This window comes from Streptomyces tubbatahanensis, assembly GCF_022699385.1.
Lineage (GTDB): Bacteria > Actinomycetota > Actinomycetes > Streptomycetales > Streptomycetaceae > Streptomyces > Streptomyces diacarni.
In genome coordinates this window covers 7,160,556-7,186,382 of the sequence record NZ_CP093846.1, presented here as the reverse complement: position 1 = coordinate 7,186,382, position 25,827 = coordinate 7,160,556, and the positions used below count along the sequence as shown (strand labels likewise).

General features: G+C 71.0%; 19 protein-coding genes. 11 read left to right on the top strand and 8 right to left on the bottom strand.

The features are described from left to right. Nucleotides 1-39 precede the first annotated feature (39 nt). The 7 genes from MMF93_RS30810 to MMF93_RS30780 all read left to right on the top strand — a co-directional run bounded on the left by MMF93_RS30810 (nucleotide 40) and on the right by MMF93_RS30780 (nucleotide 7,551). Entirely contained in the window at nucleotides 40-1,149 is a 1,110-nt protein-coding gene (locus tag MMF93_RS30810) for an NAD(P)-binding domain-containing protein (RefSeq protein ID WP_242756443.1), read from the top strand. A 270-nt stretch (nucleotides 1,150-1,419) separates the two neighbouring features. After that, nucleotides 1,420-2,172: a (Fe-S)-binding protein gene (locus MMF93_RS30805; protein ID WP_242756442.1), complete on the top strand. Its 753-nt coding sequence runs from the start codon at nucleotides 1,420-1,422 to the stop codon at nucleotides 2,170-2,172. A 55-nt stretch (nucleotides 2,173-2,227) separates the two neighbouring features. After that, nucleotides 2,228-3,784, top strand: coding sequence for a lactate utilization protein B (locus MMF93_RS30800; protein WP_242756441.1), 1,557 nt, complete (start codon nucleotides 2,228-2,230; stop codon nucleotides 3,782-3,784). Continuing rightward, nucleotides 3,771-4,427 (top strand): LutC/YkgG family protein, encoded by a 657-nt coding sequence (locus MMF93_RS30795; RefSeq protein WP_242756440.1) that lies wholly within the window; start codon nucleotides 3,771-3,773, stop codon nucleotides 4,425-4,427. The genes MMF93_RS30800 and MMF93_RS30795 overlap by 14 nt, the downstream gene beginning before the upstream one ends. 154 nt (nucleotides 4,428-4,581) lie before the next feature. Next, entirely contained in the window at nucleotides 4,582-5,175 is a 594-nt protein-coding gene (locus MMF93_RS30790) for a hypothetical protein (protein WP_242756439.1), read from the top strand. Between the two features lie 235 nt (nucleotides 5,176-5,410). Beyond that, entirely contained in the window at nucleotides 5,411-6,217 is an 807-nt protein-coding gene (locus MMF93_RS30785) for an ABC transporter ATP-binding protein (RefSeq protein WP_242756438.1), read from the top strand. 206 nt (nucleotides 6,218-6,423) lie between these two features. Further along, nucleotides 6,424-7,551 carry a questin oxidase family protein gene (locus tag MMF93_RS30780; RefSeq protein ID WP_242756437.1) on the top strand — a complete coding sequence of 376 codons (1,128 nt, stop codon included), beginning with the start codon at nucleotides 6,424-6,426 and terminating at the stop codon, nucleotides 7,549-7,551. Nucleotides 7,552-7,586: 35 nt separating this feature from the next. On the opposite strand, the gene MMF93_RS30775 is transcribed toward MMF93_RS30780, so the two are convergent. The 5 genes from MMF93_RS30775 to MMF93_RS30755 all read right to left on the bottom strand — a co-directional run bounded on the left by MMF93_RS30775 (nucleotide 7,587) and on the right by MMF93_RS30755 (nucleotide 14,268). Next, entirely contained in the window at nucleotides 7,587-8,501 is a 915-nt protein-coding gene (locus tag MMF93_RS30775) for a LysR family transcriptional regulator (protein WP_242756436.1), read from the bottom strand. Nucleotides 8,502-8,658: 157 nt separating this feature from the next. Continuing rightward, complete coding sequence (locus MMF93_RS30770; RefSeq protein ID WP_242756435.1) at nucleotides 8,659-9,828, bottom strand: FAD-binding oxidoreductase; 1,170 nt, start codon at nucleotides 9,826-9,828, stop codon at nucleotides 8,659-8,661. Further along, nucleotides 9,825-11,093, bottom strand: coding sequence for an aromatic ring-hydroxylating oxygenase subunit alpha (locus tag MMF93_RS30765; protein WP_242756434.1), 1,269 nt, complete (start codon nucleotides 11,091-11,093; stop codon nucleotides 9,825-9,827). Before MMF93_RS30765 ends, MMF93_RS30770 begins: the two co-directional genes overlap by 4 nt. A 150-nt stretch (nucleotides 11,094-11,243) precedes the next feature. Then, complete coding sequence (locus MMF93_RS30760) at nucleotides 11,244-13,289, bottom strand: NADH:flavin oxidoreductase (protein WP_242756433.1); 2,046 nt, start codon at nucleotides 13,287-13,289, stop codon at nucleotides 11,244-11,246. Between the two features lie 466 nt (nucleotides 13,290-13,755). Beyond that, the gene (locus tag MMF93_RS30755) at nucleotides 13,756-14,268 is read right to left on the bottom strand and encodes an O-acetyl-ADP-ribose deacetylase (RefSeq protein WP_242756432.1); all 513 of its coding nucleotides are present in this window, start codon (nucleotides 14,266-14,268) and stop codon (nucleotides 13,756-13,758) included. A gap of 156 nt (nucleotides 14,269-14,424) precedes the next feature. On the opposite strand from MMF93_RS30755, the gene MMF93_RS30750 reads away from it, so the two are divergent. Continuing rightward, on the top strand, nucleotides 14,425-15,726 hold the full coding sequence (locus tag MMF93_RS30750) for an exo-beta-N-acetylmuramidase NamZ family protein (protein WP_242756431.1): 1,302 nt from the start codon (nucleotides 14,425-14,427) through the stop codon (nucleotides 15,724-15,726). Between the two features lie 63 nt (nucleotides 15,727-15,789). Here the strand turns inward: MMF93_RS30750 and MMF93_RS30745 are convergent, their stop codons facing one another. Beyond that, entirely contained in the window at nucleotides 15,790-17,700 is a 1,911-nt protein-coding gene (locus MMF93_RS30745) for an ABC transporter ATP-binding protein (RefSeq protein WP_242756430.1), read from the bottom strand. A 181-nt stretch (nucleotides 17,701-17,881) separates the two neighbouring features. On the opposite strand from MMF93_RS30745, the gene MMF93_RS30740 reads away from it, so the two are divergent. Then, nucleotides 17,882-18,331 (top strand): MarR family winged helix-turn-helix transcriptional regulator, encoded by a 450-nt coding sequence (locus MMF93_RS30740; protein ID WP_242756429.1) that lies wholly within the window; start codon nucleotides 17,882-17,884, stop codon nucleotides 18,329-18,331. A 135-nt stretch (nucleotides 18,332-18,466) separates the two neighbouring features. Next, nucleotides 18,467-21,436, top strand: coding sequence for an FAD-binding and (Fe-S)-binding domain-containing protein (locus MMF93_RS30735; protein WP_242756428.1), 2,970 nt, complete (start codon nucleotides 18,467-18,469; stop codon nucleotides 21,434-21,436). A gap of 51 nt (nucleotides 21,437-21,487) precedes the next feature. On the opposite strand, the gene MMF93_RS30730 is transcribed toward MMF93_RS30735, so the two are convergent. After that, nucleotides 21,488-22,879 carry an alpha-amylase gene (locus MMF93_RS30730; protein WP_242756427.1) on the bottom strand — a complete coding sequence of 464 codons (1,392 nt, stop codon included), beginning with the start codon at nucleotides 22,877-22,879 and terminating at the stop codon, nucleotides 21,488-21,490. Nucleotides 22,880-23,222: 343 nt separating this feature from the next. On the opposite strand from MMF93_RS30730, the gene MMF93_RS30725 reads away from it, so the two are divergent. Further along, nucleotides 23,223-24,638, top strand: a complete 1,416-nt coding sequence (locus MMF93_RS30725; protein ID WP_242756426.1) for a Gfo/Idh/MocA family protein — start codon at nucleotides 23,223-23,225, stop codon at nucleotides 24,636-24,638. Between the two features lie 134 nt (nucleotides 24,639-24,772). On the opposite strand, the gene MMF93_RS30720 is transcribed toward MMF93_RS30725, so the two are convergent. Continuing rightward, the gene (locus MMF93_RS30720; RefSeq protein ID WP_242756425.1) at nucleotides 24,773-25,615 is read right to left on the bottom strand and encodes a L,D-transpeptidase family protein; all 843 of its coding nucleotides are present in this window, start codon (nucleotides 25,613-25,615) and stop codon (nucleotides 24,773-24,775) included. Between the last annotated feature and the right edge of the window lie 212 nt (nucleotides 25,616-25,827).

The following is a 25,827-nucleotide window of genomic DNA, read 5'->3' as shown; positions in this document are numbered from 1 at the left end:
CGCGGGAAGGTTCCGGGGCCGTGTGTGGTTGGCGCAGGCATGGAGACTGTGGAGGTCGTGGTCATCGGTGCCGGGCAGGCGGGGCTGTCCAGCGCCTACCACCTGCGGCGTACGGGTCTTGTGCCCGGTACGGACTTCGTCGTCCTGGATCACTCCCCCGCACCCGGCGGTGCGTGGCAGTTCCGGTGGCCGACCCTGACCTACGGCCGGGTCCACGGTATGCACGCGCTGCCCGGCATGGAGCTGACCGGAGCCGATCCCGGACGCCCCTCGGCGGAGGTGATCGGCGAGTACTTCAGCACGTACGAGCACGCCTTCGACCTGCGGGTCCGGCGGCCCGTTGACGTACGGGAGGTCCGGGAGGCCGGCCACGGTGGTCGCCTTCTGGTGCGGACCTCGGAAGGTGACTGGGCGACACGGACAGTGATCAACGCGACGGGGACGTGGGACCGTCCGTTCTGGCCGCGCGTACCGGGGCAGGAGCTCTTCCGGGGCCGGCAACTGCACACCGCGCAGTACCCGGGTCCCTCCGCGGACGCCTTCGTGGACAGGCGGGTGGTGGTCGTCGGTGGCGGCACCTCAGCAGTGCAGCACCTGATGGAGATCGCCGAGGTCGCGCGGGAGACCGTGTGGGTGACGCGGCGGCTGCCGCTCTTCCGCACGGGCGGGTTCGGGCCGCAGGAGGGCCGTGCGGCCGTGGCGCTGGTGGAGGAGCGGGTGCGCCGGGGGCTGCCTCCGCAGAGCGTGGTATCGGTGACAGGACTGCCCATGACGGAGGAGCTGCGGCACGCCCGGGAGCGAGGGATTCTGGAGCGGCGGCCGATGTTCTCCTCGGTGACCGCCGAGGGGGTCCAGTGGGCTGACGGGAGCCGGGCAGCCGCCGACACGATCCTGTGGGCGACGGGGTTCCGCCCCGCCATCGACCATCTGGCACCGCTGCGGCTGCGCGAGTCCGGCGGCGGCATCCGGCTGGACGGCACGCGGGCTGCCCGCGACCCGCGCGTCCACCTGGTCGGTTACGGACCGTCGGCCAGCACCATCGGCGCCAACCGTGCGGGGAGAGCCGCCGTACGGGACGTACGGGACTTGCTGACGACGGCTGCCGGCACCTCGGACAGCGACGCGTCGGCGGCTCCGGCGGCCGCCTGAGCCGTCGTCCCAGTGACGCGGACGGTGGTGCCCTGAGGGACGCCTTTGGGCTCCCTGTCGACTCATGCAGGTGAACGGCCGGGTCGTGCGCGCCGTCCGTGGTCCGGATCTGGTGCGTGGTGGGGTACTGCTGCGACAGTAGGCCCCGACGGTGATCATCCGTACGGTCTGCCGCCGCAGGGCGGTAGCCGGTGGGTCGCAGGCTCGGGCAGGCGTGAAACCGGTGCGAGTCGGCACGAAGGCTGACAGGTGAGGACGGAAGGAGGCGTCGTGCGCGTAGCGCTCTTCGTCACCTGCATCAACGACGCGCTCTATCCGCGCACGGGGCAGGCCGTGGTGACGCTGCTGGAGCGGCTCGGTGTGGAGGTGGACTTCCCCGAAGCGCAGTCGTGCTGTGGGCAGCCGCAGTTCAACACCGGCTACCGGCACGCGACCGAGCCGTTGGTGGAGCGCTATGCCGACGCCTTCGAGGGGTACGACCACATCGTGGTGCCGTCCGGGTCGTGCGCGGCGATGGTGCGGGACAACTACCCGCGCATCGGAGCGAAAGCGGCTGCCGAGGGACGGGGACGGGTGCTGTCCGCGGCGGCGGAGCGCGTGGTGCCCCGCACCTACGAGCTCACGGAGTTTCTGGTCGACGTGCTGGGCGTCACGGACGTGGGGGCGTACTACCCGCACACCGTCACCTATCACCCGACCTGCCACGGACTGCGCATGCTCACTCTCGGCGAGCGTCCCAGGCAGCTGCTGGAGCAGGTGGAGGGACTCCGGCTGAGGGAGCTGGAGGGCGCGGAGGAGTGCTGTGGTTTCGGAGGAACGTTCGCCGTGAAGAACGCGGCCGTCTCCTCCGCGATGGGCGCGGACAAGGCGCGCCACATCGAGGCGAGCGGCGCGGGGTCGGTCTGCGCGGTGGACAACTCCTGTCTGATGCACATCGGCGGCGTCCTCTCCCGCTCGGGTTCGCGGGTACGCCCCCTGCACCTGGCGGAGATCCTGGCGAGCACCAGGGAGGCACCGCTGTGAGGCCTCAGCGGGGGACAGGAAACCCCGAGGCGAGCGTGACGAGCAGGGAGGCACGGTGAGCGTCACCTATCTGGGCATGCCGCCCTTCCCGCAGGCGGCGCAGGACTCCACCCGGGACACCCGGCTGCGCGGCAACCTGCGGCACGCCACCCACACGATCCGCGACAAGCGGGCGGGCGCGGTGGCCGAGCTGCCTGACTGGGCGGCGCTTCGCACGGCCGGTGCGCAGATCAAGGACCGCACGCTGCGCCATCTGGACACCTACCTGGAGCAGCTGGAGGCCGCCGTCACCGCGGCCGGCGGCACCGTGCACTGGGCGGTGGACGCGGCGGAGGCGAACGAGATCGTCACCCGGCTCGTACGGGAGACCGGCGAGCGCGAGGTCGTCAAGGTCAAGTCGATGGCGACCCAGGAGATCGGCCTCAACGAGGCGCTGGAGGACGCCGGGATCGCGGCCTACGAGACCGACCTGGCGGAGCTGATCGTGCAGCTCGGGGACGACCGGCCCTCGCACATTCTGGTGCCCGCCATCCACCGCAACCGCGGCGAGATCCGCGACATCTTCGCCGAGAAGATGGGCCGCTGGGGGCGGCCAGCGCCGGACGGGCTCGGCGACAGCCCCGCTCAGTTGGCTGAGGCCGCACGGCTGCATCTGCGGGAGAAGTTCCTGAACGCCAAGGTGGGCATCTCAGGGGCGAACTTCATGGTCGCGGAGAGCGGGACGCTCGTCGTCGTCGAGTCCGAGGGCAACGGCCGGATGTGTCTTACTCTTCCCGAGACGCTGATCTCGGTGGTCGGTATCGAGAAGGTCGTCCCCACGTGGCAGGACCTGGAGGTCTTCCTCCAACTGCTGCCGCGTTCCTCGACGGCCGAGCGGATGAACCCCTACACCTCGACCTGGACGGGCAGCACCGACGGCGACGGCCCCCGTGGCTTCCATCTCGTGCTGCTGGACAACGGCCGTACGGACACACTGGCCGACCAGGTGGGCCGGCAGACGCTGCGGTGCATCCGCTGCTCGGCATGTCTCAACGTCTGTCCGGTCTACGAACGTGCGGGCGGGCACGCCTACGGATCTCCCTACCCGGGGCCCATCGGCGCGATCCTCACCCCGCAGCTCGACAGCGTGGAGACCGGTCTGGACGCCTCTTTGCCCTACGCCTCGTCGCTCTGCGGTGCCTGCTACGAGGTGTGCCCCGTGGCCATCGACATCCCCGAGGTGCTGGTGCACCTGAGGGAGCGCGTCGTGCAGGGCGGGACGGTCACGGTCCGCGGGCAGCGTACGACTGTGCGGCCCGCCAAGGGGCACGCGGCCGAACGAGCCGCCATGCGGACGGCCTCCTGGACCTTCGCTCACCCGCGCGCTCTGCGCGCGGGGGAGCGCCTCGCCGCGCGAGCCCGCCGGCTGGTGCCGAACAGGCTGCCGGGACCGGGCAGCGCCTGGACGGACACCAGGGACACGCCCCGGGTACCGCCCGAGTCCTTCCGCGACTGGTGGCGACGCACACGCACACCCGCGCGGGGAGACGGGCGGGAGAACGTCCGCCAGGAGGGACGGCCGGAAGCGCCCGGAGGGAAGGACCGACAGGAGGGGTCCGATGAGCAGCCGTGAGACCGTGCTGGGCCGGGTGCGGCGCGCCCTGGCCGACGTGCCGCGCGGAGAGCGGCCCGACGAGGCGCCGGTCGGCCGCGACTATCTGCGGGTACATGGGGAGCGCAGCCCGCGGGAGACCGTCCGGCTGCTGTCGGAGCACCTGACCGACTACCGGGCCCGGGTGCACCACTGCTCCCCCGCCGGGCTGCCGGAGGTGGTAGCCGAGCTGCTGTCACGACAGGGGTCGCACAGTGTGGTGACTCCCGCGGGGGTCCCGGAGGCATGGCTGCCGCGGGACGTCGAGCACGTCGCGGACTCCCCGACGTTGACTGCGCACGATCTGGACGCGGTGGGCAGTGTGGTGACCGGCTGCGCCGTCGCCGTGGCCGAGACGGGCACGCTGGTGCTGGACGCCTCGCGGGACCAGGGACGGCGGAGCATCACGCTCGTACCCGACCACCACGTCTGCGTGGTACGGGTACCCGATCAGGTCGTCGGCTCGGTTCCGCAGGCGCTGGAGCGGTTGGATCCCGTCCGTCCCCAGACGTGGATCTCCGGGCCCTCGGCCACCAGCGACATCGAGCTGAACCGGGTGGAGGGCGTACACGGGCCGCGCACCCTCGATGTCGTACTCGTCGCTGAGGATTCCGCGATGTTCTGACCGCTCGGCACCCCGACTTGTGTGGCTCACGGGGGCGCCAGTGGAAGATGTTCTTCAAGTTACTTACCGGAACCGGTGGTTCGGGGCGCGTGTGCGTGCAAAAGTTCGACGCGATCACCTTCCCCCAGCGCTTCCCACAAGGAGACACGCGCACGTGAGCCACTCCCCCATCTCCGCTCCCCACTTCGTGACGCCGGCCGGGCCCACGGAACCCGGCCTCAGACCCGACGCGCCGGTCAACAGACCGCTGCTGATGGTCGCCATGCTCTCCGCCGCCGCGCTGTCAGCCCTCTCCGGCATGCTGAGCGCGTCGATGGTGTACCTGGGAGGCAAGGACCTTGCCGACCAGAACGTCCGCAACGCGGTCGACGCCGACCCTGCCGCCGTCGGCCTCCCGGCGGACACCCGGTCCGCCGATCTGCAGCGGATGTCTCCGACGGCCTGGGACGACGTCGTCACCCACTGGCAGGACACCATGTCCGCACGCGCGGCGTTCGCCGTCGCACTGGCCGTGCTGGTCCTGGTGTGTGCGCTGCTGGCCCGCAACGCCTCTCTGTGGTCCCGTGCGACCCTCAGCGTCGCGGTGCTGCTGGGAGGCGCCTTCCCGCACGTTCTGGTGTTGCGGGACGCCCCGCCGACGGGGCTCTACGTGGCCGGCCTCGCCGCCCCAGTGCTGGCCGTGGTCACCGTAGTGCTGTGCTGGTTGCCGCCGGTGGGACGGTACGCCAAGGCCCGCAGCCGGTCCTGACCTCTCCGGCAGCTCCTGCTTCCGCCACAGGCTCGCCCGGCGCCGCGGACGAGGGGCGGCCTGGGTGCCCGGGCGATGGGGACGCCTGTTTCGGACACGGCGCTCCGCCGACGCGTACCGGCGGTGAGACAGTCGAGCAGGCTGCTGCAGCGTACAGCTAGTCTGGTCGTCCGCACGGCAGCCGGAACCGAGCCTTCCGGGTGCCGCGACCGCCCGAACTCACCGGAGGCCCGCCATGAACCAGCCCGCGTCCCGCCAGGTCGCCTCGATCGAGGGGGTCGGTGTCCGCCGTGTGACCTCGGACCAGGTCATCCTCGACGGGATCGACTGGTCGGTGCGAGCCGGTGAGCACTGGGCACTCCTGGGAGCCAACGGGGCGGGCAAGACGACGCTGCTCAAGCTGATCGGCGCCGTCATGCACCCCACCTCCGGCACCGTCGAGGTGCTGGGCAATCGCCTCGGCCGGGTGGACGTGCGGGAGCTGCGCGCCCACATCGGGCACGTGTCCACCTCCCAGCGCGTCCCCCAGGACGCGACGGCGCACACCGTCGTGCTCACCGGCGCGACGGGCACCGTGCAGCCGCTGTGGCGCAAGTACGACGACGAGACCCGCCAGCTGGCCCACGACCTGCTGTCCGAGCTGGAGTGCAAGGAACTCGCGGACCGGCCCTTCGGGGTGTGCTCCGGCGGGCAGCGGGCCCGCATCCTGATCGCCAGGGCGCTGATGCCCGCGCCGTCCCTGCTGCTGCTGGACGAACCGTTCAACGCCTTGGACCTGCCCTCTCGCGAGGACCTGATCGACGCGCTGCGCCGGCTGGCCGCGGACCGTCCGGCTCTGGCGACGGTCACCGTCACCCACCACCTGGAGGAGCTGCCGCCCACGACCAGCCACGCGCTGCTGCTGCGCGAGGGCCGGGTCGGCGCGTGCGGCCCTGTCGGCGACGTGCTGACCGGAGAGCTGATGACCCGGTGCTTCGGCCGCCCCATCGACGTCACTCACCAGGACGGCCGGTGGCTGGCACGCTCGGGACACCGCGGCTGAGAGGGCCGCTCCGGGGCCGCTCGGGCTCCGTCCCCGACAGCTGCGGCGGGTGCGAACAGGCCGTCCCGGCCCCCGAGTCGGCTCCGCCGGTCGGTTCCTGGTCCGGGAGTCGGTCCCAGGCCCCGAGTCGGTCCTAGGACCCGAGGCAGACCGCGTTCGGTCCCGGGCCCGTTCCGGCGCGGCGTGGCCCGCCGTAGCGTCCCCGCATGGACTCCACGACGACACGCGGCGGACACGGCGACCCCACAGGAACGCTGGACGAAGCCCTCGAACGCCTCCACTCCACCGGCCCCGAGTTCGAGGGCTGGCTCAGCAATCACGCTCCCATGGCGGTCGAGGCACTGGTGCGGCACGGAGAGACCCGCACGGTGCACCGCTGGCTCGACGGTTACGCGGAGAAGCTGGAGGACCCGCCGGAGAGTCGGGCGCCCGTCACGGACGCCAACTGGCGTGCGGCGCTGGGCGACTCGACACGCCTCACGGACTGGACACGTTTCTTCACCCACACGATGGAAGAGCGGCCCTGGCGCGACGTCCTCGCCCACTGGTGGCCGCTGCTGCTGCCCGGTATCGCCGGAGGCGCCACCCACCCGGTGATCAGGACGGGCCACGCGGTGCGCACGCTGCTCGCCGGGGACGGCGACACCGCACCGCGCCGTACGGAGCTCGCTCACGCGCTCGGTTACTGGGCGGCACGGCACAGCACTCTGGCAGAGACCGAACCGCTTCCCGGCGCGAGGTCCGCGGACGAGGGCTACGAGGCCGTACCGCTGCTCGCCGACCAGAGCGGCGGCATCCGTGAACGGCTCGCCCGGATCGCCGCACTCCCCCAGCGGCCGCGTACGAGAGAAGCCGCACACCAGGCGGAGCGAGAAGGAGGGAAGGCCGGTCCGCACGGAGGGAGCACCGATCCGGAGGGCGCCCGCGCCGACCTGGAGGAGATCGTGCGCGCCGCGACCCACCGGTACGCCACCCACGCGCACGGCTCACCCGTCATGCTGGTGCACGCGGCGACAGCCCCCAACGCCGTACTGCGCGTCCTGCCCGCGCTGCCCCGCGCGCTGTGGTCCGTGAGTGTCGACGCCGCCTGGGCGGCGAGCGCGGCCGTCACCGCCGTCTACGGGCCCTCGCAGGGCATGCCCGTTTCCGCGGGCGGCGGACTCACCCCGCGGGAGGCGTTCGCCGAGGCGGCCGCACACGGGGACGAGCACGCCATCAAGTTCGCGGACACCGCACTCGACGTCGCCGCGCGGCGGAACGGCGACGACCCGCTCGCGGTGGCCGCCGTGCTGCGGACGACCGAGCTGATCGAACCCGCCCGCCGACCACGGTGATTCCACGTCCGCACGGCGCGGTCACAGGCTCCCCCTCAAGGCTGCGGGAGCAGTTGGGCCGCTGTCGCGGTGATGGTGGCCACGGCGTGGGTGAGTGTGGGGATCTCCCGGGCACCGAGGCGGGTGACGGCCACGATGCGGCGGGCCGGTGCCGGTTCTCCGTGCAGCGAGATGCGTTCCACCGGCGAGTCCTCGCGCAGCCGTGCCAGACGCGGTACGAGGATCACTCCGAAACCGTGGGCGACCAGCGCGGTACCGGTGTCCCACTCGTCCGCGTAGTGGGCGATGTGGGGTGTGAATCCGGCGCTCATGCAGGCGGCGAGTACCAACCGCTGGTAGGTCGTTCCCGGGTTGCCCACGATCCACGCCTCCCTCGCCGCGTCGGCGAGCGTGACCCGTTGCCGCTGGGCCAGCGGATGGCCCTGCGGGACGACCAGGTCCAGCGGGTCGTCCAGAAGCGGCCGCTGGTCGAAGCGGTGGTCCGTCATGGGTGGCGAGTCCGCGGTGACGACCAGCAGCGCGAGGTCGGCCTCTTCGGAGAGCAGAAGGTCGAAGCAGCGGTCGGGTTCGGCCTCGATGATGCGGACGGTCAGGTGGGGGTAAGCGTCGCGCAGGCCGGCGGCGGCCGGGGGCAGCAGACGGCTGGCGGCGGTGGAGAAGCCGCACAGCGTGACCTGTCCCGTGGGCTCCGTCCCGACGGAGGCCAGTTCGGCGCGGGCGAGTTCCCACTGCTCCTTGAGGCGTTCCGTGTGGCGCAGCAGGACGCGGGCCGCGTTCGTCAGGCGGATACCGCGGCCCTGCTGGACCACCAGTTCCACCCCGACCTCGCCGGCGAGCTGCCGCAGTTGGTAGGAGACGGCAGAGGGTGTGTAGTGCAGTGCCTGTGCGGCGGCGGTCACCGTACCGTGCTCGGCGACCATCTGCAGGATGCGGAGCCGGGGGTCAATCATGTGAACAGGTTGCACGATCGGCCAGGCGATCGTTCGCCTCCGTTCGCCCCTTTCTGAGGCCACTGCCGGGACGCGCGACGGTGCCCGACGTCGCGGTCGTGCTGGGCGGGCGCCCGGGCAGCGTTCCCGCCCGTCCCGTGCAGCGGCTTCCCTCCGGTCAGGCGTCTATCACGAGGTCCTCCAGGGGTGTCGAGCAGCACAGCAGTATCTTGTTGCGCGCTGTGTCGCGAGGGCGGATGCCGCCGTTGTGGCGCATGTCGACGGATCCCTTCTCCAGCGTGGTCATACAGGAGCCGCAGACGCCCTCTCCGCACGAGGACGGAAGTGTGATGCCCGCCCGTGCCGTGGCTTCCAGTACGGGGGTTCCCGCGCCGCATTCCAGGGTCGTCCCGCTGCGGGCGAGCTTCACGGTGAACGTCGCGGCGTCCGCGGGCGCCGCCGCCGAGTCGGCCCCGCTCGTCCGCTCCCTGGTGGCCTCGAAGCGCTCCTGTGCGGTCCAAAAGCCCTCCTGTGCCCGCCCGGAGCCCTCCTGTGCGGCATCGAAGCTCTCCTGGTGGTAGTGCTCCTTCGGGAGGCCCGCTTCCGAGAGCATCCGACGCACAGCACGCATGTAGCCGGGGGGTCCGCAGGTGAACACCTCGCGTTCGGGGAAGTCGGGCGCGATCCGCCGCAACATGTCGGGCGTGAGGCGACCGCGGTGGCCGTGCCACGGTGGTGGTGCCGGCCCGTCGTCCTCGCACACGTGGACGACGCGCACCTGCGGTGCGGTCCGGGCGATCAGCTCCAGTTCCTGCCGGAAGGGAACGTCCTTGGGGGTGCGGGCGCTGTGCACGAAAACCACGTCGGCAGGGGAGGCGAGGTCGTAGAGGGTCCTGGTCATGGACATCAGGGGCGTGATCCCGCTGCCGCCGGAGAGGAAGAGGTAGGAGGGAGCCGGGTACCGGGCCGTCGAGAAGTGCCCGAGGGGCCCGCGGGCCCGCACGAGGTCGCCCGGGGCGAGCCGATCGTGCAGCCAGTTCGACACCAGCCCTCCGGGAACCCTCTTCACGGTGATCGCGACGGCGTGCGGGCGAGTCGGCGCGGAGGAGAGCGTGTAGCACCGATCGACCTCCCGGCCGTCGATCCCGAAGGTGAACGCGAGGTACTGTCCCGGCTCGTACCGGAAGAGTCCCGGCGCGGCCGGCTCGAAGACGAACGTCTTCATCTCGGCGGTGACGGTCTGGATGTGCGTGCACACCAGCCGGTGGTCCTGAGTACCGTAACCCTCGCGGTACGGGACCCTTGTCCCGGAGCGCTCCGCGCCGGGCGGAGCCAGCAGGTCGTTCATGGCCGCAGTTCCTCTCGCAGGCGGGCGAGGTACCAGGTACAGAACGCCTCGACCTGGTACTCCGTCGGTGCGTAGGGGCCGGGCTCGTAGGCCGGGTTCGCGACCCCCTGCTGGGCGCGGGCGACGAGGCGTGCGTCCTGCTCGTTCGTCGCAGTCCACACCTTCGTCAGCGTGCCCGGGTCGTAGTCCTCACCCTCCACGGCTTCCGGGTGGACGAGCCAGGTGGTGCGCAGCAGGGTCTTGTCCGGGGCGAGCGGAAGGACGCTGAAGGTGACCGCGTGGTCGCCCAGGACGTGGAACCAGGAGTTGGGTTGCAGGTGCAGGGCCAGGTGTCCGAGGCGCGGCGTGGGCAGGTCGCCCAGCAGGCGGCGGCACGCCGCTGTCCCGTCCGGGGTGAAGGACTCGCCGGCGAGGTCGAGCGCGTCGCGCTGGATCCGGAACCCGGTGGTGCGCTCGTGAAGTTCCTCGATGAGCGCGTACGGCAGGCCGAGCCTCTCGTACGTGGCACGCATCTCGGTGTCGGCTCGCAGGTAGCGTTCGTGCGCCTGGCGCAGGTTCGCGGGGACGCTGTCGCGCGTGTAGCCGTACGTGGGGAAGAAGGTGCGCAGCAGTTCGGGGTGGCCGTCGCAGTGGTAGCACTCCCGGTTATTCTCCATCACGAGTTTCCAGTTGCCGTTCTCGACGAGGTCGCAGCGCGCCGCCACCTTCGCGCGGCGTAGCTCGTGGGGCGCGAGGTAGGGCTCGACGCGGGCCGCGACCTCGGGGAAGTCGGCGGGTGGCTCGTCGGCGAGGCAGACGAACACGAGTCCGCCGACGCTGCGCACGTGCACGGTTTTCAAGGCGAAGCAGTCGCGGTCGAAGTCCGGTGGCTGGGCGGGGGCGTGCCGGAGCGCGCCGTCGGTTCCATAGGTCCACTTGTGGTAGCCGCACACGAGGTTGCCGACCGATCCGCGCCCCTCGTCCAGCAGGCGGGCGCCGCGGTGCCTACAGACGTTGTGGAACGCCCGGAGGCCGCCCTCGTCGTCGCGCAGGACGATGACCGAGTAGGGGCCGATCTCCACCGTGGTGCAGTCGCCGGGCTCGGGCACCTCGGCGTCCACGGCGACGAAGAGCCACTGGCGGGTGAAGATCGCCGCGATGTCGAGGTCGAAGAAGGCGCGGTCGGTGTAGTACGGCCCTTCCAGGCTGTGGCCGGCGACCCGCCGCGCCACCGCGTCCAAGAGTCGGTTTTTCTCGGGTTCCATGGTGCCTGCCAGTGGTGTCACGCTGTGCTCCTCTCGGTGCTGTTCGAGTGGTAGCGCCCTCCGGGCTGCCGGTCCGCACATGCCGGGCCTTGGTGCGGTGTCAGGGGGCGCACGTCGGGTCTTTGAGCGCCGTCTGTTCACGGAGAGGGAGGCGGAGGGCGGATCCGGGCTTCACATCGGCAGACACAGCCGCAGCGCGTCCAGGACCGCGGCGTGGATGTTGCGGCTGGTGACGGCGTCGCCGATCCGGAACAGCTGGTAGCGGCCCTCGGGGTTCGCGACGTCGTGCTGCGGTTCGCCTGCCAGCAGTTCGCGGTGGCCGATCCGGCCGAGGTTGCTCGACGCGGGCAGCAGTTCGCGGTAGAGGTCCGTGTGGGGCAGCGTGCCGTGCTCGACCACCACGTGCTCCACCGTCCGCTCGACCTGCCGTGCCGCGTACTCGCTGCGCAGGGTCGCGACGAGGCACCCGTCCTCCGCTCGCCGTACCGACAGCAGCCGGTGCGCCAGCGTGGTGGTCACCGCGTGCTCGGCGAACGCTTGCAGATACGCGGGTGCGTTCATGCTGCCGACGTCGGGGGCGAGCGTACGCTCGGGTGTCACGTATTCGAGCGGCACACCCTGCCGGGCCAGCACCTCCACGGCGTCCAGCGCCGGGTAGGCCCCGTTGTCGTCGTAGACCAGCACGCGGCCCCGGGGGCGGAGGGAGCCGCCGAGCACGTCCCAGGTGTCGGCCACGGTGTCGGCGCCCTGCGTCAGGAACGTCGTGTTGGGCAGGCCGCCCGTGGCGATGAGGACGATGTCGGGGCGCTCGGTGAGCACGTCCTCCGCTTCCGCCAGAACTCCGAGCCTGAGGTCGACGCCCAGCAGGGCGCACTCGCCGACGCGCCAGTCGACGATGCCGAGGAGCTCTCGCCTGCGCGGGTTGGCGGCGGCGATGCGGACCTGCCCGCCGGGCAGCGCGCCCGCCTCGAAGAGCACGACGTCGTGTCCGCGTTCGCCCAGCACACGGGCCGCTTCGAGCCCGGCGGGCCCGCCGCCGACGATCACGGCCTTCTTCCGCTCGGCCGCACGCGTCACCGTGTGCGGCAGTTGGAGCTCCCGTCCTGTGGCGGGGTTGTGGACGCACTTGGTGTCGCCGGAGTCGTAGATCGCGTCCAGACAGTAACTCGCGCCCACACAGGGCCGGATACGGTCCTCGGCCCCGGCGGCCACCTTGGCCACCAGGTGCGGGTCCGCGATCTGGGCCCTGGTCATGCCGACCAGGTCGAGCATGCCCTCCCGCACGGCGTGCCGCGCGGTGGCGACATCGGCGATACGTCCCGCGTGCATCACCGGGACGTCGAGCCGGTGCCTGACCTGAGCGGTGAACTCCAGGAACGGCGCCGAGGGCGTGCCCATGGACGGGATCGCCCGCGCCAGGGTGGCGTCGCTCTCGATCGAGCCCCTGATGGTGCTGAGGAAGTCGATACCGTCCGCGATGTACGCCCCGGCCGCCTCCAGCGCCTCCTCCAGCATGAGCCCGTCCGGCCTGTCCTCCTCCATCATCATGCGGATACCGACGACGAAATCGGGGCCGACCGCGGACCGGATCGCGCGGATCACCCGACGGGGGAATGCCATGCGCCGGGTCAGACTGCCGCCGAGTTCGTCGCTGCGCTGATTCGTCGTAGGCGACAGGAAACCGTCCAGGAAATGGCCGTACGACTGGATCTCTATGCCGTCCAGGCCGCCCTCCCGGCAGCGCGCGGCCGCGTCGGCGTAGTCCCGCACGACGCGGTCCAGGTCCCACGGCTCGGCCTCCTTGGGAAAGGCACGGTGCGCGGGTTCACGCAGGGGCGAGGCGGAAAGGACGGGCAACCAGTCGCCCGCGTAATTGCTGGTACGCCGCCCCAGGTGAGTGACCTGGCACATCACAGCGGCGCCCTCGGCGTGGACGTCGTCGGCCAGCCGGCGCAGCCAGGGGACCACTTCGTCGCGATAGAGCAGCAGATTGCCGAAGGAGGGCGGGCTGTCGGGCGACACGACGGCCGAGCCGCCGATCATCGTCAGACCGACCCCGCCCCGGGCCTTTTCCACGTGGTATCTGCGGTAACGGTCCCGTGGCAGCCCGTCCTGACCGAATGCCGGTTCGTGCGAGGTGCTGACCACCCTGTTGCGCAGGGTGAGGTTCTTGAGCGTGAAGGGCTGGAGCAGAGGATCCGTGGTTCGTGTTCGCATGGCACTCCTCGTGAACCGTCCGGGACCCGGAGGACGTTGCCCCGTCTCCGGCGCCGTCGTGACCGCCGCGCCACCACGCCACGGCGGTGACGGGATGACAGGGCCGACCGGCGCCGCACCGGTTGCGGAGCCGGTCGGGTCGGTGCGTGCGCCCAAGCGAGCCCCACGCGCCGGACCCGTCCGTCGAGACGGAGAGGGGACGCGCTTGAGCGCCGCACTCCCAGCGTGGAGCCGGCCGCCTTGACGGACAATCAAGTGCTCTCACAGGAAACCGTGCGAACCCACTGCAAGATCGACATACGTCGTACCGCTTCCCTCCGCGGCCCGCGCCTGCTACCGACAGGAGCCGCGCGGCGCTTTCGTACGTCCTTCGGGCAGCGCGCTACCCGAGACGTCCCTCACTCCCACCAGGGAGCCCCGACAGCGCCCCCACTGGGGAGACGGCGGAGGACCGGTACCGTCCGTGTCAGCCGATCTGGGCCGCGAAGGCCGCGTATGCCCCCTCGTCGAAGAGCACGAACCTGACCTCCTCGACCGCCGTGTCCGTCCCGCGCACCGCCTCCACCGCGAGCCGCGCGGCGTCCGCCACCGGCCAGCCATAAGCCCCGGTGGAGATGGCGGGAAACGCGACCGTCCGCGCACCGAGTCCGTCCGCGACGCGCAGACACTCCACAAAGCAGGAGGAGAGCAGCGCGGGATCGCTGCCGGAGTCCCGGTACACCGGGCCGACCGTGTGAATGACCCAGCGGGCCGCGAGCCGTCCCGCAGTCGTAGCGACGGCCTGGCCCGTGGGAAGGCCGCGCCCGTAGTGTCCCGCGCGCAGCCTGCGGCACTCGGCGAGAATGGCGGGACCGCCCTTGCGGTGGATCGCCCCGTCCACGCCTCCCCCGCCCAGCAGCGAGGAGTTGGCGGCGTTGACGACGGCGTCGGCGTCCTGCTCGGTGATGTCGCCCCGCACGAGGGTGATGTTCGTCGGCATGTGCACCATCCTGGCGCGGCGGGCGGCGGGACGCACACGGGTTGTCCGCTGCGCGCCCCCTGGTGGGCGTGCGCGCGTTCGTATTAGCTTGCCCCACCGCTTCTTGGCCCGCTCACCGCTTCGCTGCACCCTTCTCCCCTGGAAGGACGGTTCCTCATGACCCGTACTCCCTCTCGTCGTTCCCTGATGGCCGGCGGCACGGCCGCCGCCCTCGCCACCCCGCTGCTGGGGCACGCGGCTATCGCGGCACCGCCGGACCGGTCGGGGGACGCACACGCTGGGCGGCGGGTGACGCCGGGCGCCGACGTGGCGGCGGCCGAAGGGTGGCGCGTACTGCGGGGACGGAAGGTCGGTGTCGTCAGCAATCCGACGGGAGTGCTGAGGGACGCCCGGCACGTGGTCGACTCGATGGCCGAAAGGGACGAGCTGCACATCGTCGGTGTCTTCGGCCCCGAACACGGCTTCCGGGGCAGCGCGCAGGCGGGCGATTCCGAACCGGAGTTCGAAGACCCCCGCACCGGTCTGACGGTGTACGACGCGTACGGCGCGGACGCGGCGAAGATGGCCGCTCTCTTCCGCAAGGCCGGAGTCGACACGGTCGTCTTCGACATCCAGGACGTGGGAGTGCGCTTCTACACCTACATCTGGACGATGTACCACGCGATGGTCGCTGCCCGGGACATCGGAGCGGCCTTCGTCGTCCTGGACCGGCCGAACCCGATCGGGCGCAGAGCCGACGGCCCGCTGCTGACACCGGAGTTCTCCTCCGGTGTCGGGCTCAAGCCGATCATCCAGCAGCACGGCATGTCCGTGGGCGAGCTGGCTCGCTACTTCAACGGCGAACTGCTGCCCGTTGAGGGCGACGGCGGCGCGGTCGAGCTGGAGGTCGTCGAGGTGCGCGGCTGGTCTCCCCGTACGACGGCGCAGCACACGGGGCTGCCCTGGGTGCCGCCGTCCCCGAACATGCCGACGCCCGACACAGCCACCGCCTACGCGGGCACCGGCTACTTCGAGGGAACGAACCTGTCCGAGGGGCGCGGCACCACCCAGCCGTTCCAGTTCGTCGGAGCACCCTATCTGGACTACCACTACAGCGACCGCCTCAATGCCCTGCGCCTGCCGGGTGTGCGTTTCCGCGAGGGCTATTTCGTGCCCACCTTCAGCAAGCACGAGGGCACGACCTGCGCGGGTGTCCAGCTCCTGGTGACCGACCCGCAACGGTACGAGGCGGTGCCGACCGCTGTCGCCATGCTGCGGGAGGCCATGCGGTACGACGACTTCGCCTGGCGCAAGGATCCCGACACGGAGCGGCCGTACTGGATCGACAAGCTGTCGGGCTCTCCGCGGCTGCGGGAGATGCTCGACGCGGGCGCGTCCCAGGACGAGGTCACCGGAGCCTGGCGCCGTGAGGTCCGCGACTTCGAGCGGACCAGGCGGCGTTACCTGCTCTACCGGTGAGGCGCCCCGCGACCGGCGGCCCGCTCCTGCCAGTGGGCCGCCGGCCGACCGTCCGGGACGCTGTCAGCCGGCTACCACGTCGGCCGGCTCGCGGTCGTCCGGCGCCCCGTCCGCACCGGTCGTCTCCCCGTCACGGCGCACCAGGGCCGCGTACTTGCCGTTCGCCGCGAGAAGCTCCTCATGGGAGCCCCGCTCCGCGATGCGGCCGCCGTCCAGGACGACGATCTGGTCGGCGCCGCGGATGGTCGACAGACGGTGCGCGATGGTGAGGGTGGTACGCCCCGCCGACAGCGCGTCGATGGCCTCCTGCACGGCGCGTTCGGTACGGGTGTCGAGCGCGCTGGTGGCCTCGTCGAGGATCAGCACGGGCGGGTCCCTGAGAATGGTGCGCGCGAGCGCGAGTCGCTGTTTCTCGCCGCCGGAGAAGCGGTAGCCGCGCTCTCCGACGAGGGTGTCGTAGCCGTCCGGCAGGGCGGCGATCTGGTCGTGGATCTGTGCGGCCCTGGCGGCGGCGCGCAGTTCCTCATCGGAGGCCGCCGGTTTGGCGAACCGCAGGTTCTCCGCGACGGTGGCGTGGAAGAGGTACGTCTCCTGGGACACGACACCCACCGCCTCGGAGAGCGTGGCGAAACCGAGGTCGCGGACGTCTACGCCGTCGAGAGTGACGCGGCCCGCGCTCACGTCGTAGAGCCGTGGCACCAGGTAGCTCAGGGTGCTCTTGCCCGACCCGGTGGCTCCCACGATGGCGAGGCTGCTGCCCGGAGGGACGGTCAGATCGACGCCGTTCAGGGTGCGGGCCTGCGCGTCGACGGTGCTGTCGGCAGTGCCGGTGCGCGCGGGCATGTCGGTGCCAGGGGAAGCGTCATCGTCGTAGGAGAAGTCGACACTCTCGAAGCGCACTTCACCCCGCACCGAGGGGAGGACGACAGGGTGCTCGGGCTCGGTGATGGTGACGGGCAGGTCGAGGTATTCGAAGATGCGCTGGAAGAGGGCCAGCGAGGTCTGCATCTCCACGCCCGTGGTCAGCAGCGAGACGGTCGGCCGCAGCAGCCCCTGCTGGAGGGTGACGAAAGCGACGAGGGTGCCGATGGAGAACGCCGGGCCGCCGAAGTGGGTGAGCATGCCGGCCGTCCAGTAGAGCAGGGCGGGGATGGCGGCCATGACGATGCCGATGGTGGCCATGCGCCAGCGCCCCGCCATGTTGGAGCGCACCTCCAGGCCGACGAGGCGCTCGGACTCGTCCGCGAAGCCGCGGGTGAGCGAGTCGGACCTGCCCATGGTGCGTCCGAGCAGAATGCCGCTGACCGACAGTGACTCGGTGACCAGCGCGGAGAGCACGGCCATCTGCTTTTGCCTGTCGGTGGCGATGCGCTTGCGTTCCCGCCCCACGCGCCGGCTCACCCACACGAAGAAGGGCAGCAGCGCGAGGGAGGCGAGGGTGAGCCGCCAGTCGAGGGCGAGCATGGCGACGATGGTGGCGACCACGCTGGTCAGGTTGGAGACGAGCGAGGTGGCGGTCGAGGTGACCGTCGCCTGCATACCACCGATGTCGTTGGCGATGCGGGACTGGACCTCACCCGTCCGTGTGCGCGTGAAGAAGGCGAGCGGCATCCGCTGGAGCTTGGCGTAGACACCCGTGCGCAGATCGTGCATGACGCGCTGGCCCACGGTGGTGCTGATCAGCGTCTGGAGCACGCCGAAGACGCTGGTCATGACGGCGGTGAGAATCATGCCGAGGGCCAGCAGCGACAGCAGGCCGGTGCGCTGCTCGGGAATGGCGACGTCCAGGATCTCGCGCAGCAGGAACGGGGACGCCACGGAGACCAGCGAGGAGGCGGCCACCAGGAGACCGACCAGGGTCAGTCGGCCCCGGTAGGGGCGGAAGAGGCGCAGGATACGGCGCACCTGCGCGGGCTGCTCGGGCGTCGAAGGGTCCTTCGGTTCCGGCGTCCAGCCGGGCTCTGCATGGCGCAAGGGGCTCCTCGAAGTCGGTGGTGTCGGTGGTGCCGGTGGTGCGGGGCCAGAGTGCGACGAGTGCGGCACATCCGTGTGCCGTCCACCCGGCACATCCGTGTGCCGGTCGCCGCCGGAATTCCGGAGCATAGTTCATTGTTACCTATACTCACAATGAGCATCGTCCTGATAGCTTGCGCTCATGCCCCAGCACTCCGCCGACGAACACGCTTCCGACCTGGCTGACCAGCTCCTGCGCCTGACCAAGCGGATCAACCACGCCCACCGGCAGAACTTCGCCCCGGTGGGAGTCACACCCGCGCAGGCCCGGATGCTGCGGACCGTCTCGCACAGTCCCCGGCCACCCCGGATGGCGGACCTCGCCGAGCGGCTGGGCGTCGTGCCCCGGCAGGTGACGAGCCTCATCGACGCCCTGGAGGAGCGCGGCCTGGTGCGCCGCTCCCCCGACGCCGCGAACCGCCGGGTGACCCGGATCGAGCTGACACAGGGCGGCTCCCGCGCGCTGGAGGAGCTCAGGCAGGCCCGCCGGGCGGCGGCGCAGGAGCTGCTGGCCCCGCTGACCTCCGCGCAGCGCGACGAGCTCAGCAGCCTGCTGGCGTTGCTGGACGGGCAGGGCCACAGTTCGGCGTAGCCGGGGCAGCACGAGCGTTGTCCGGCCGGTACGACCCCCACGGCCGGTGTCGGAGGGTCGCTCTAGCATGAGACGCACATTCCAGCCCTGCCCTCACCCGAGCCACCTCGTCCCCTCGCGTGCCCAGGAGATGCCATGCCGCTGCTCGAACCGAAGCCTGGAGCACTGCGCCCGCGCACCGGCGCCGATCACACCCCCGCCGCCGACCGGGTGCCGCAGGAGCGGGCGCACGGTACCCCGCAGCCGCTCCGGGGCGACCTGGAGCAGCTGCTGGGAGCGGAGAAGGTGCTGGCGAAGGTCTCCGACCTGGTGCGCTACGCCTCCGACGCGAGCCCGTACCGCTTCATCCCCCAGGTGGTGGTGCTCGCGGAGGACGCGACGGACGTCGCCGCGGTGCTCTCCTACGCACACGAACACGGCCGCGATGTCGTCTTCCGGGCCGCCGGCACATCACTGAACGGCCAGGCCCAGGGTGAGGACATCCTCATCGACGTGCGCCGCCACTGGGCGGGCGTCGAGGTGCTGGAAGAGGGCAGGCAGGCACGGATCAGGCCCGGCACCACCGTCTTCCGGACGAACGCCGCGCTGGCGCCGCACGGACGGACGCTGGGCCCCGACCCGGCCAGCGCCATCGCCTGCACCGTCGGCGGAGTGGTCGCCAACAACGCCTCGGGGATGACGGCGGGCACCACCCGCAACTCCTACCGCACCGTCGCCTCGCTCACCTGCGTCCTGGCGAGCGGCACGGTCGTGGACACGGCCGATCCGGCGGCGGACGAGAAGCTGGCGCGGAGCGAGCCTGGGCTGTGCGAGGGCCTGATGGCACTCAAGGCGGAGATCGAGGCCGACACGCGACTCGTCGCCCGCATCCGTGCCAAGTACGAGCTGAAGAACACCAACGGCTACCGTCTCGACGCCTTTCTGGACGGCACCACGCCGGTCGAGATCCTGCGCGGGCTGATGGTCGGCTCCCAGGGCACTCTCGGCTTCCTCGCCGAGTTCGTCTTCGACACCCTGCCGCTGCACCGCCGCACCTCGACGGGGCTGTTCTTCTTCCCCTCGCTGTCGGCCGCGGCCGCCGCGGTGCCCCGCTTCAACGAGGCCGGGGCCATGTCGGTGGAGCTGATGGACGGCAACACCCTCCGGGCCTCGGTGAGCGTCTCGGGAGTGCCGCAGGACTGGGCGGACCTGCCCAAGGAGACCACGGCCCTGCTGGTGGAGTTCCGCTCCCCCGACGACGCCGTACGCGAGGAGCGCGAGCAAGCGGCACGCGCGGTGCTGGCCGACCTGGACCTGGTGGCCCCTGTCCCCTCGGTCACCAACGAGCTGACACGCGATCCGGGGACGATCGCCTCGTACTGGAAGGCGCGCAAGGCGTTCGTCACGGCCGTGGGAGGCTCGCGCCCCTCTGGCACCACGTTGATCACCGAGGACTTCGCGGTGCCGCCCTCCCGGCTGGCCGAGGCGTGCGAGGCGCTGCTCGAGCTCCAGGAACGCCACGGTTTCGACGCCGCTGTGGCCGGGCACGCGGCGCACGGCAACCTGCACTTCCTGCTGGCCTTCGATGCGGCGAACCCCGAGGATGTGGCCCGCTACGCCGCGTTCATGGACGACTTCTGCCACATGACCGTCGAGCGCTTCGACGGCTCCCTCAAGGCCGAGCACGCCACCGGCCGCAACATCGCCCCGTTCCTGGAGCTGGAGTGGGGGCCCGAGGCCACCGAGCTGATGTGGCGCACGAAGCGGCTCCTGGACCCGGCAGGGGTGCTGGCGCCCGGCGTCCTGCTGGACCGCGACCCGCGAGCGCACCTGCGGGGCCTGAAGTCCATCCCCAGCGTGGAAGCCATCGCCGACCCGTGCATCGAGTGCGGCTTCTGTGAACCGACCTGCCCGAGCGAGGATTTGACCACCACACCACGTCAGCGCATCGTGCTCCGCCGCGAGATGCTGCGGCAGCGCCCCGGTTCCCTGGTGGGCGAGAACCTGCTCGCCAGCTACGGGTACGACGCCGTGGACACCTGCGCGGGCGACTCCACCTGCGCACTCGACTGCCCGGTCGGCATCGACACGGGCGCGATGATGAAGTCCTTCCGACACGCGCGGCACTCCCCTCGTGAGGAGCGCACCGCCGCACGCACGGCGCAGCACTTCGCCCGCGTGGAACGCTCGGCCCGGCTGGCCGTCGCGGCCGCCGACCAGCTGCGCAGGCGGCTGCGCGGACGGGACGGCGCGCTGGGTGACCGGATGCTCAAGGCGGTGACCGGCGCGGCGCGCAAGGCGGTGCGCCCGGATCTGGTGCCCGAGTGGCTGCCCGAGATCCCGGCTCCGGCCGCCGGCCGCCTTCCGGCGACCAGCAGGCAGCTCGCCTCCGCGGTGTACTACCCGGCCTGTGTCAACCGCATCTTCGGTGACCCGGACGGGTACCAGGGAGCGTCGCTCCCCGAGGCCATGGTGACCGTCTCAGCGCGCGCGGGACGTCCGGTCTGGATACCGGAGGACGTGACGGGTACCTGCTGCGCCACCATCTGGCACTCCAAGGGCTACGAGGCGGGCAACACCCTGATGGCCAACCGCATGGTGGAGGCCGCCTGGCGGTGGACGGACGGCGGTGAACTCCCGCTCGTCGTGGACGCCTCCTCCTGCACCCTGGGGATGGCCGAGGAGGTCGTGCCCTACCTCACCCCGGCCAACCGCAAACTCCACGAAGGGCTGACGATCGTCGATTCCCTGGTCTGGGCCGCCCAGGAGCTGCTTCCCCGGCTCACCGTCGAGAGCCGCGTCGCCTCGGCCGTCCTCCACCCCACCTGCTCCATGCGGCACCTGGGCGACGAGGCGGAACTGCGCCAGGTGGCGCAGGCGTGCGCCCACGAGGTCGTGGTGCCACTGGACGCCGGGTGCTGCGCCTTCGCGGGCGACCGCGGGCTGCTGCACGAGGAGCTGACGGCCTCCGCTACGGCCCGCGAGGCGGCGGAGGTGGGCCGGCGCTCGTACGACGCGTATCTGTCGGCGAACCGGACCTGCGAGATCGGTATGGACCACGCCACAGGCGACCGCGGATACCATTCGGTGATCCAGGAACTGGAGCGCGCCACCCGCCCTCGGTGACGGCGACCGGGGCAGGGGTGGGGCGGGCCACTGTGCGGCCCGCCCCGTGCGTCACTCCGCCGCGTCGACGTGCAGGGCGACGGCGCTGCGGGCCGGCAGCGTCACCTGCGCGGTGCCGTCGGAGCCGACCTCCACCTTCTGTCCGCAGCCGCCCTGCTCGGAGGCCACGTTGCAGTAGGTGCCGGCGGGCAGCGAGGTCGTAAAGGCCCTGCTGAGCTCGCTGTCGCCGTTGTTGAGCGCGACGAAGCCCTTGTCGCCGCGGTTGAAGGCGAGGGCCTGCCCCTCGGACCACCAGTCGGTGAGCTCCGCCCCTCCGACCGCGTTGCGGAAGCCGACCATCCCGGTGATCTCCGGCTTGGCGTGGTTGCCGGTCCAGCCGGTTCCGCCGCTGGGCGGCCCGGCGTCGGCGTCGCTGAACTCGTAGCCCGAGTAGACGTTCGGCGAACCGTAGGGGTGGGCGAGCAGGAAGACGTTGGCGAGCGTGTAAGCCGCGCCGTCCTGGTACGTCAGCGTCGAGCCGTTGCGCTCGGTGTCCCAGTTGTCGACGAACGTGCGTGCGAAGCCGCCATCCAGCATGCCGTCGCCCAGGTTCTGGAGCGCGCCGAGGTCTCCGCCCTGGAACGCCCCCTTGAGCGCACGGCCGTAGCGGAACTCGTCGACGTCCCCCACTTCCGTGTACTCCTCCGGCTGCACCGCCTCGCCGTCGCCGTGTATCACCTCGCTGACCCAGAAGCCGGGGTCCTCGGTCATCTTCGCCTTGATGGCGGCCACGTCGGCCGCCGCCATGTGCTTGGCCGCGTCGATCCGGAACCCGGCCACTCCCAGGGACCGCAGGTCGTCGAGGTAGCCGGCGATGGCGCCGCGCACCTTGTCGCTGCCGGTGTCGAGGTCGGCCAGGCCCACCAGTTCGCAGTTCTGCACGTCGTCACGGCTGGTGTAGTCCGCGATGTCGCGACGGCAGGTGTGGAAGTCGGCGTCCTCGTAGGTGCCCTCGTAGCCGTACTTGGAGTACGGGGTGCCACCTGTTCCCGTGCCCGACCCCGAGGTCATGTGGTTGACGACGGCGTCGGCGATCACCTTGACGCCCGCCGACTCACACGCCTGCACCATGTTCGCGAAGTCGGCACGGCTGCCGAGCCTGCCCGCGATCTTGTAGCTGACCGGCTGGTACGACGTCCACCAGGCGTCCCCCTGAATGTGTTCGCTGGCGGGCGAGACCTCGACATAGCCGTAGCCGGCGGGGCCGAGCGTGTCGGTGCACTCCTGGGCGACGGACGCGAAGGGGCGCTCGAACAGCGTGGCGGTGACGGTTTTCTCGCCGGGAGGGGAGGCCTGCGTCGCAGTTGCGGAGGGGTCCGCCTGCGCGTGCCAGGGCGCCGTCGCGAGCAGACCGCCGGCCGCCAGTACTCCTGCCGTGCTAGCGCTGAGCAGACGTTTTCTCATGATGCGGCTCCTTCTGTGTGCGGGCACGCAGGTGCCCTGAAGGCAGCCAGGCGCCTGGGCCGCCGTGGGGGACGTGGATACGCGGGTTCGAGCGAGCCCGCGTGTCCACGAGGTTGACCGGGAGCCTGCCGCCAGGTCGTGAGCACGTCAAGAGGGTGTGCAACATTTTCCGTCTCGTTGCAGCAAGAAATTGCAAGCCCGGAGTCCCGTCCCCGCGCGCGGAAGTCCATCCACGAACAACGAGAGTCCAAGTCCGCACTCTTGCGCACCACTGGTCTCAACCAGCAGGGTCCATAGCCGAGTTCACCCACCTGGACGACATGCGAAGACTGCGGGAGACCCGATGAGTGACGACCAAGGATTCAGCCGCCGCTCCGTACTGCGGACCGCCTCAGCCGCCGGAGCAGGGCTGGGCATCGGGGCAGTGGGCACCCCGGCGGCCGCGGCTGCGGCGCCCGGCACCGCTGCGGCCGCCGCGGCCACACAGAGCGAGGCCGCGACACCGCCCCGGCGGGGCCGCACCATGATCGGCGTACCGTTCGACGAGCGCCGCACCGTCCGGGTCGGCATCATCGGCCTGGGGCAGCGCGGCGGCAGCATGATCGACCTGTTCCTGGCCCTGGAGGGCGTGCGCGTGGTCGCGCTGTGCGACCCGGTGCGGGAGAAGACCGAACGCGCCGCCAAGAAGGTCACCGACGCCGGGCAGCCGGCGCCCGCCCTCTACGCCAAGGGCGACCACGACTTCGAGAAGCTGTGCAGACGCGGGGATCTCGACTTCGTCTACGTCGCCACCCCCTGGGAGTGGCACTTCGAGATGGCGAAGGCCGCTATGAAGGGCGGCAAGCACGTCGGCGTCGAGTGTCCGATCGCACTGGAGCTCAAGCAACTGTGGGAGCTGGTCGACCTCTCGGAGAAGACCCGCAAGCACTGCATGCAGCTGGAGAACTGCGCCTACGGGCAGAACGAGATGCGGGTCCTGCGCATGGCCCACGAAGGGCTCTTCGGTGACCTGCTGCACGGCGCGGGCGCCTACCTCCACGACCTGCGCGGCCTGATGTTCGACCCCGACTATTACGAGGGCCCCTGGCGCCGCAAGTGGCACACCCGGCTCAAGGGCGACCTCTATCCGAACCACGGCTTCGGACCCGTCGCCAACTACATGGACGTCAACCGCGGCGACCGCGCGGTCCGCATCAGCACCTTCGGATCCCCCTCCCTCGGACTGGCCGCCTACCGCAAGGAACACGCACCGAAGGGCGACGAGAGCTGGAAGGAGACCTACGTCAAGAGCGACATGGCGATCAGCCTCATCCAGACCGCCAAGGGCCGGGTCATCCGTCTGGAGCAGGACGTCTCCAACCCCCACCCCTACTCCCGGCTCAACATCCTCGGCGGCACCAAGGGCGTCTTCGAGGACTACCCGCCCCGCATCTACCTCGAGCCGGACATGTCCGGTGACGAGTGGGGAGACTTCGACGGCTACAAGGAACACGACCACTGGCTGTGGAAGGAACACGCCAATCCCCCCGGCGGGCACGGCGGCATGGACTACATCATGCTGTTCCGCCTGACGCAGTGCATGAGGCTGGGGCTGGTACCCGACTTCGACGTGTACGACGCGGCCACCTGGACCGCACCCGTACCGCTCAGCCACGCCTCCATCAAGGCCAACGGCCTGCCGCAGGAGATCCCGGACTTCACCCGCGGCCTCTGGAGGAAGGAACGGCCGGGCGTCGACTCCGAGAAGCCCGAAGAGTGAAACGAGACGTGAGGGGGACGAACCTCGCCTCTCACGGAGTGACGGGCCTCGCCAGGGAGAAGTGACGGGCGTCCGGGCCCCGGTCCGTGAGCCCGGCACCCGCTCGCTCACCCAGACCCGGCTCGCTCCCCCGCTCAGCTGTTGAGCGAGGCCTTGTCCCCCATCACGACCACGGGGTGCTTCTTCGGATCCAACGTCCGCAACAGCGTCTCCATGCCGGCCTTCGACAGGCTCACGCAACCCGATGTGCCGCTGCCGTGGTCCATGTGCAACCAGATGCTGCCCCCCTTGGCCTGGCCCTGCGGCCGGGTCGGGTCGAGGGGGGAGGCGCCCTTGACGCGGTTGTAGTCGATGGCGATCACGTGATCGAAGTCGTGCCGGGTCTTCTTCGGCCAGTACGAGGGCGGAGTGAACGCTGACGTGTGGGCATACGGCAGCCTGGCGTCGGGTTCGGGCAGCACCCCGCCCGCGTCCGAGAGCGAGAAGACACCGACCGGGCTGCGCTTGTCCCCCTGATGGTGGTCGCTCGTCCAGCCCTTCTTGCCGTTGTGCGCCTGCCAGCTGTGCTCCTCGTGCCACGCTTTGCCGTGCCGGGTGTAGAGACGGACCGTCGCGTCCGCCGAGTCCTTGCCCCTGCCCTCGACAGCCACGACCTGGGTGCTGTTGTCAGGGATCTTCGCCTGGAGGCGGTCACCCACACGAGGGATTTCCGTGGGGTTCTTCGCCAGCTCGGCCTTCGGCGACGCCCCGGAGTCCTTCTCGGCCTTCGTGCTGCCCGAACCCTGCTGCCCGCCGTCGTCGGAAGCGCAGCCCGCGAGAAGCACCGCCAGTACCGTGCCACCCGCTGCCGCCACCGCGGCGGCCCTGGCCTTGGCTCGTACCCTCGCCCTGGCAGCCGACACGTCCCGGGCGCGGCCCGTGGTGGCCCCGCGCGCCGCTGCCCCGCCGCTTGTCCGTCCTGCCCCACGTATGCGCATGTTCTCCATCCTCGCATTGGCCTGAACCGTGCCGCCGCCCGGGAAAACCCGTTGCCATCGCGCGAGTGACCGGATGAGATCAGCGAACACCCACCGGGCTCCCGTCGCCCGGCCCGCACGGGTGCCTCCCGCATGCCCGCTCGCCGCATTCGCTCCGCACGTCTGAACGCGGGCCGACCACGGCCCCTCCTGACCCGGCTCCCCGGACCCCG

Excerpts from the sequence above, each read along its gene's own strand:
- MMF93_RS30810 (WP_242756443.1), top strand. The coding sequence starts at position 40 with ATGGAGACTGTGGAGGTCGTGGTCATCGGTGCCGGGCAGGCGGGGCTG.
- MMF93_RS30795 (WP_242756440.1), top strand. The coding sequence starts at position 3,771 with ATGAGCAGCCGTGAGACCGTGCTGGGCCGGGTGCGGCGCGCCCTGGCC.
- MMF93_RS30785 (WP_242756438.1), top strand. The coding sequence starts at position 5,411 with ATGAACCAGCCCGCGTCCCGCCAGGTCGCCTCGATCGAGGGGGTCGGT.
- MMF93_RS30780 (WP_242756437.1), top strand. The coding sequence starts at position 6,424 with ATGGACTCCACGACGACACGCGGCGGACACGGCGACCCCACAGGAACG.
- MMF93_RS30775 (WP_242756436.1), bottom strand. The coding sequence starts at position 8,501 with ATGATTGACCCCCGGCTCCGCATCCTGCAGATGGTCGCCGAGCACGGT.
- MMF93_RS30770 (WP_242756435.1), bottom strand. The coding sequence starts at position 9,828 with ATGAACGACCTGCTGGCTCCGCCCGGCGCGGAGCGCTCCGGGACAAGG.
- MMF93_RS30760 (WP_242756433.1), bottom strand. The coding sequence starts at position 13,289 with ATGCGAACACGAACCACGGATCCTCTGCTCCAGCCCTTCACGCTCAAG.
- MMF93_RS30755 (WP_242756432.1), bottom strand. The coding sequence starts at position 14,268 with ATGCCGACGAACATCACCCTCGTGCGGGGCGACATCACCGAGCAGGAC.
- MMF93_RS30750 (WP_242756431.1), top strand. The coding sequence starts at position 14,425 with ATGACCCGTACTCCCTCTCGTCGTTCCCTGATGGCCGGCGGCACGGCC.
- MMF93_RS30740 (WP_242756429.1), top strand. The coding sequence starts at position 17,882 with ATGCCCCAGCACTCCGCCGACGAACACGCTTCCGACCTGGCTGACCAG.
- MMF93_RS30735 (WP_242756428.1), top strand. The coding sequence starts at position 18,467 with ATGCCGCTGCTCGAACCGAAGCCTGGAGCACTGCGCCCGCGCACCGGC.
- MMF93_RS30730 (WP_242756427.1), bottom strand. The coding sequence starts at position 22,879 with ATGAGAAAACGTCTGCTCAGCGCTAGCACGGCAGGAGTACTGGCGGCC.
- MMF93_RS30725 (WP_242756426.1), top strand. The coding sequence starts at position 23,223 with ATGAGTGACGACCAAGGATTCAGCCGCCGCTCCGTACTGCGGACCGCC.
- MMF93_RS30720 (WP_242756425.1), bottom strand. The coding sequence starts at position 25,615 with ATGCGCATACGTGGGGCAGGACGGACAAGCGGCGGGGCAGCGGCGCGC.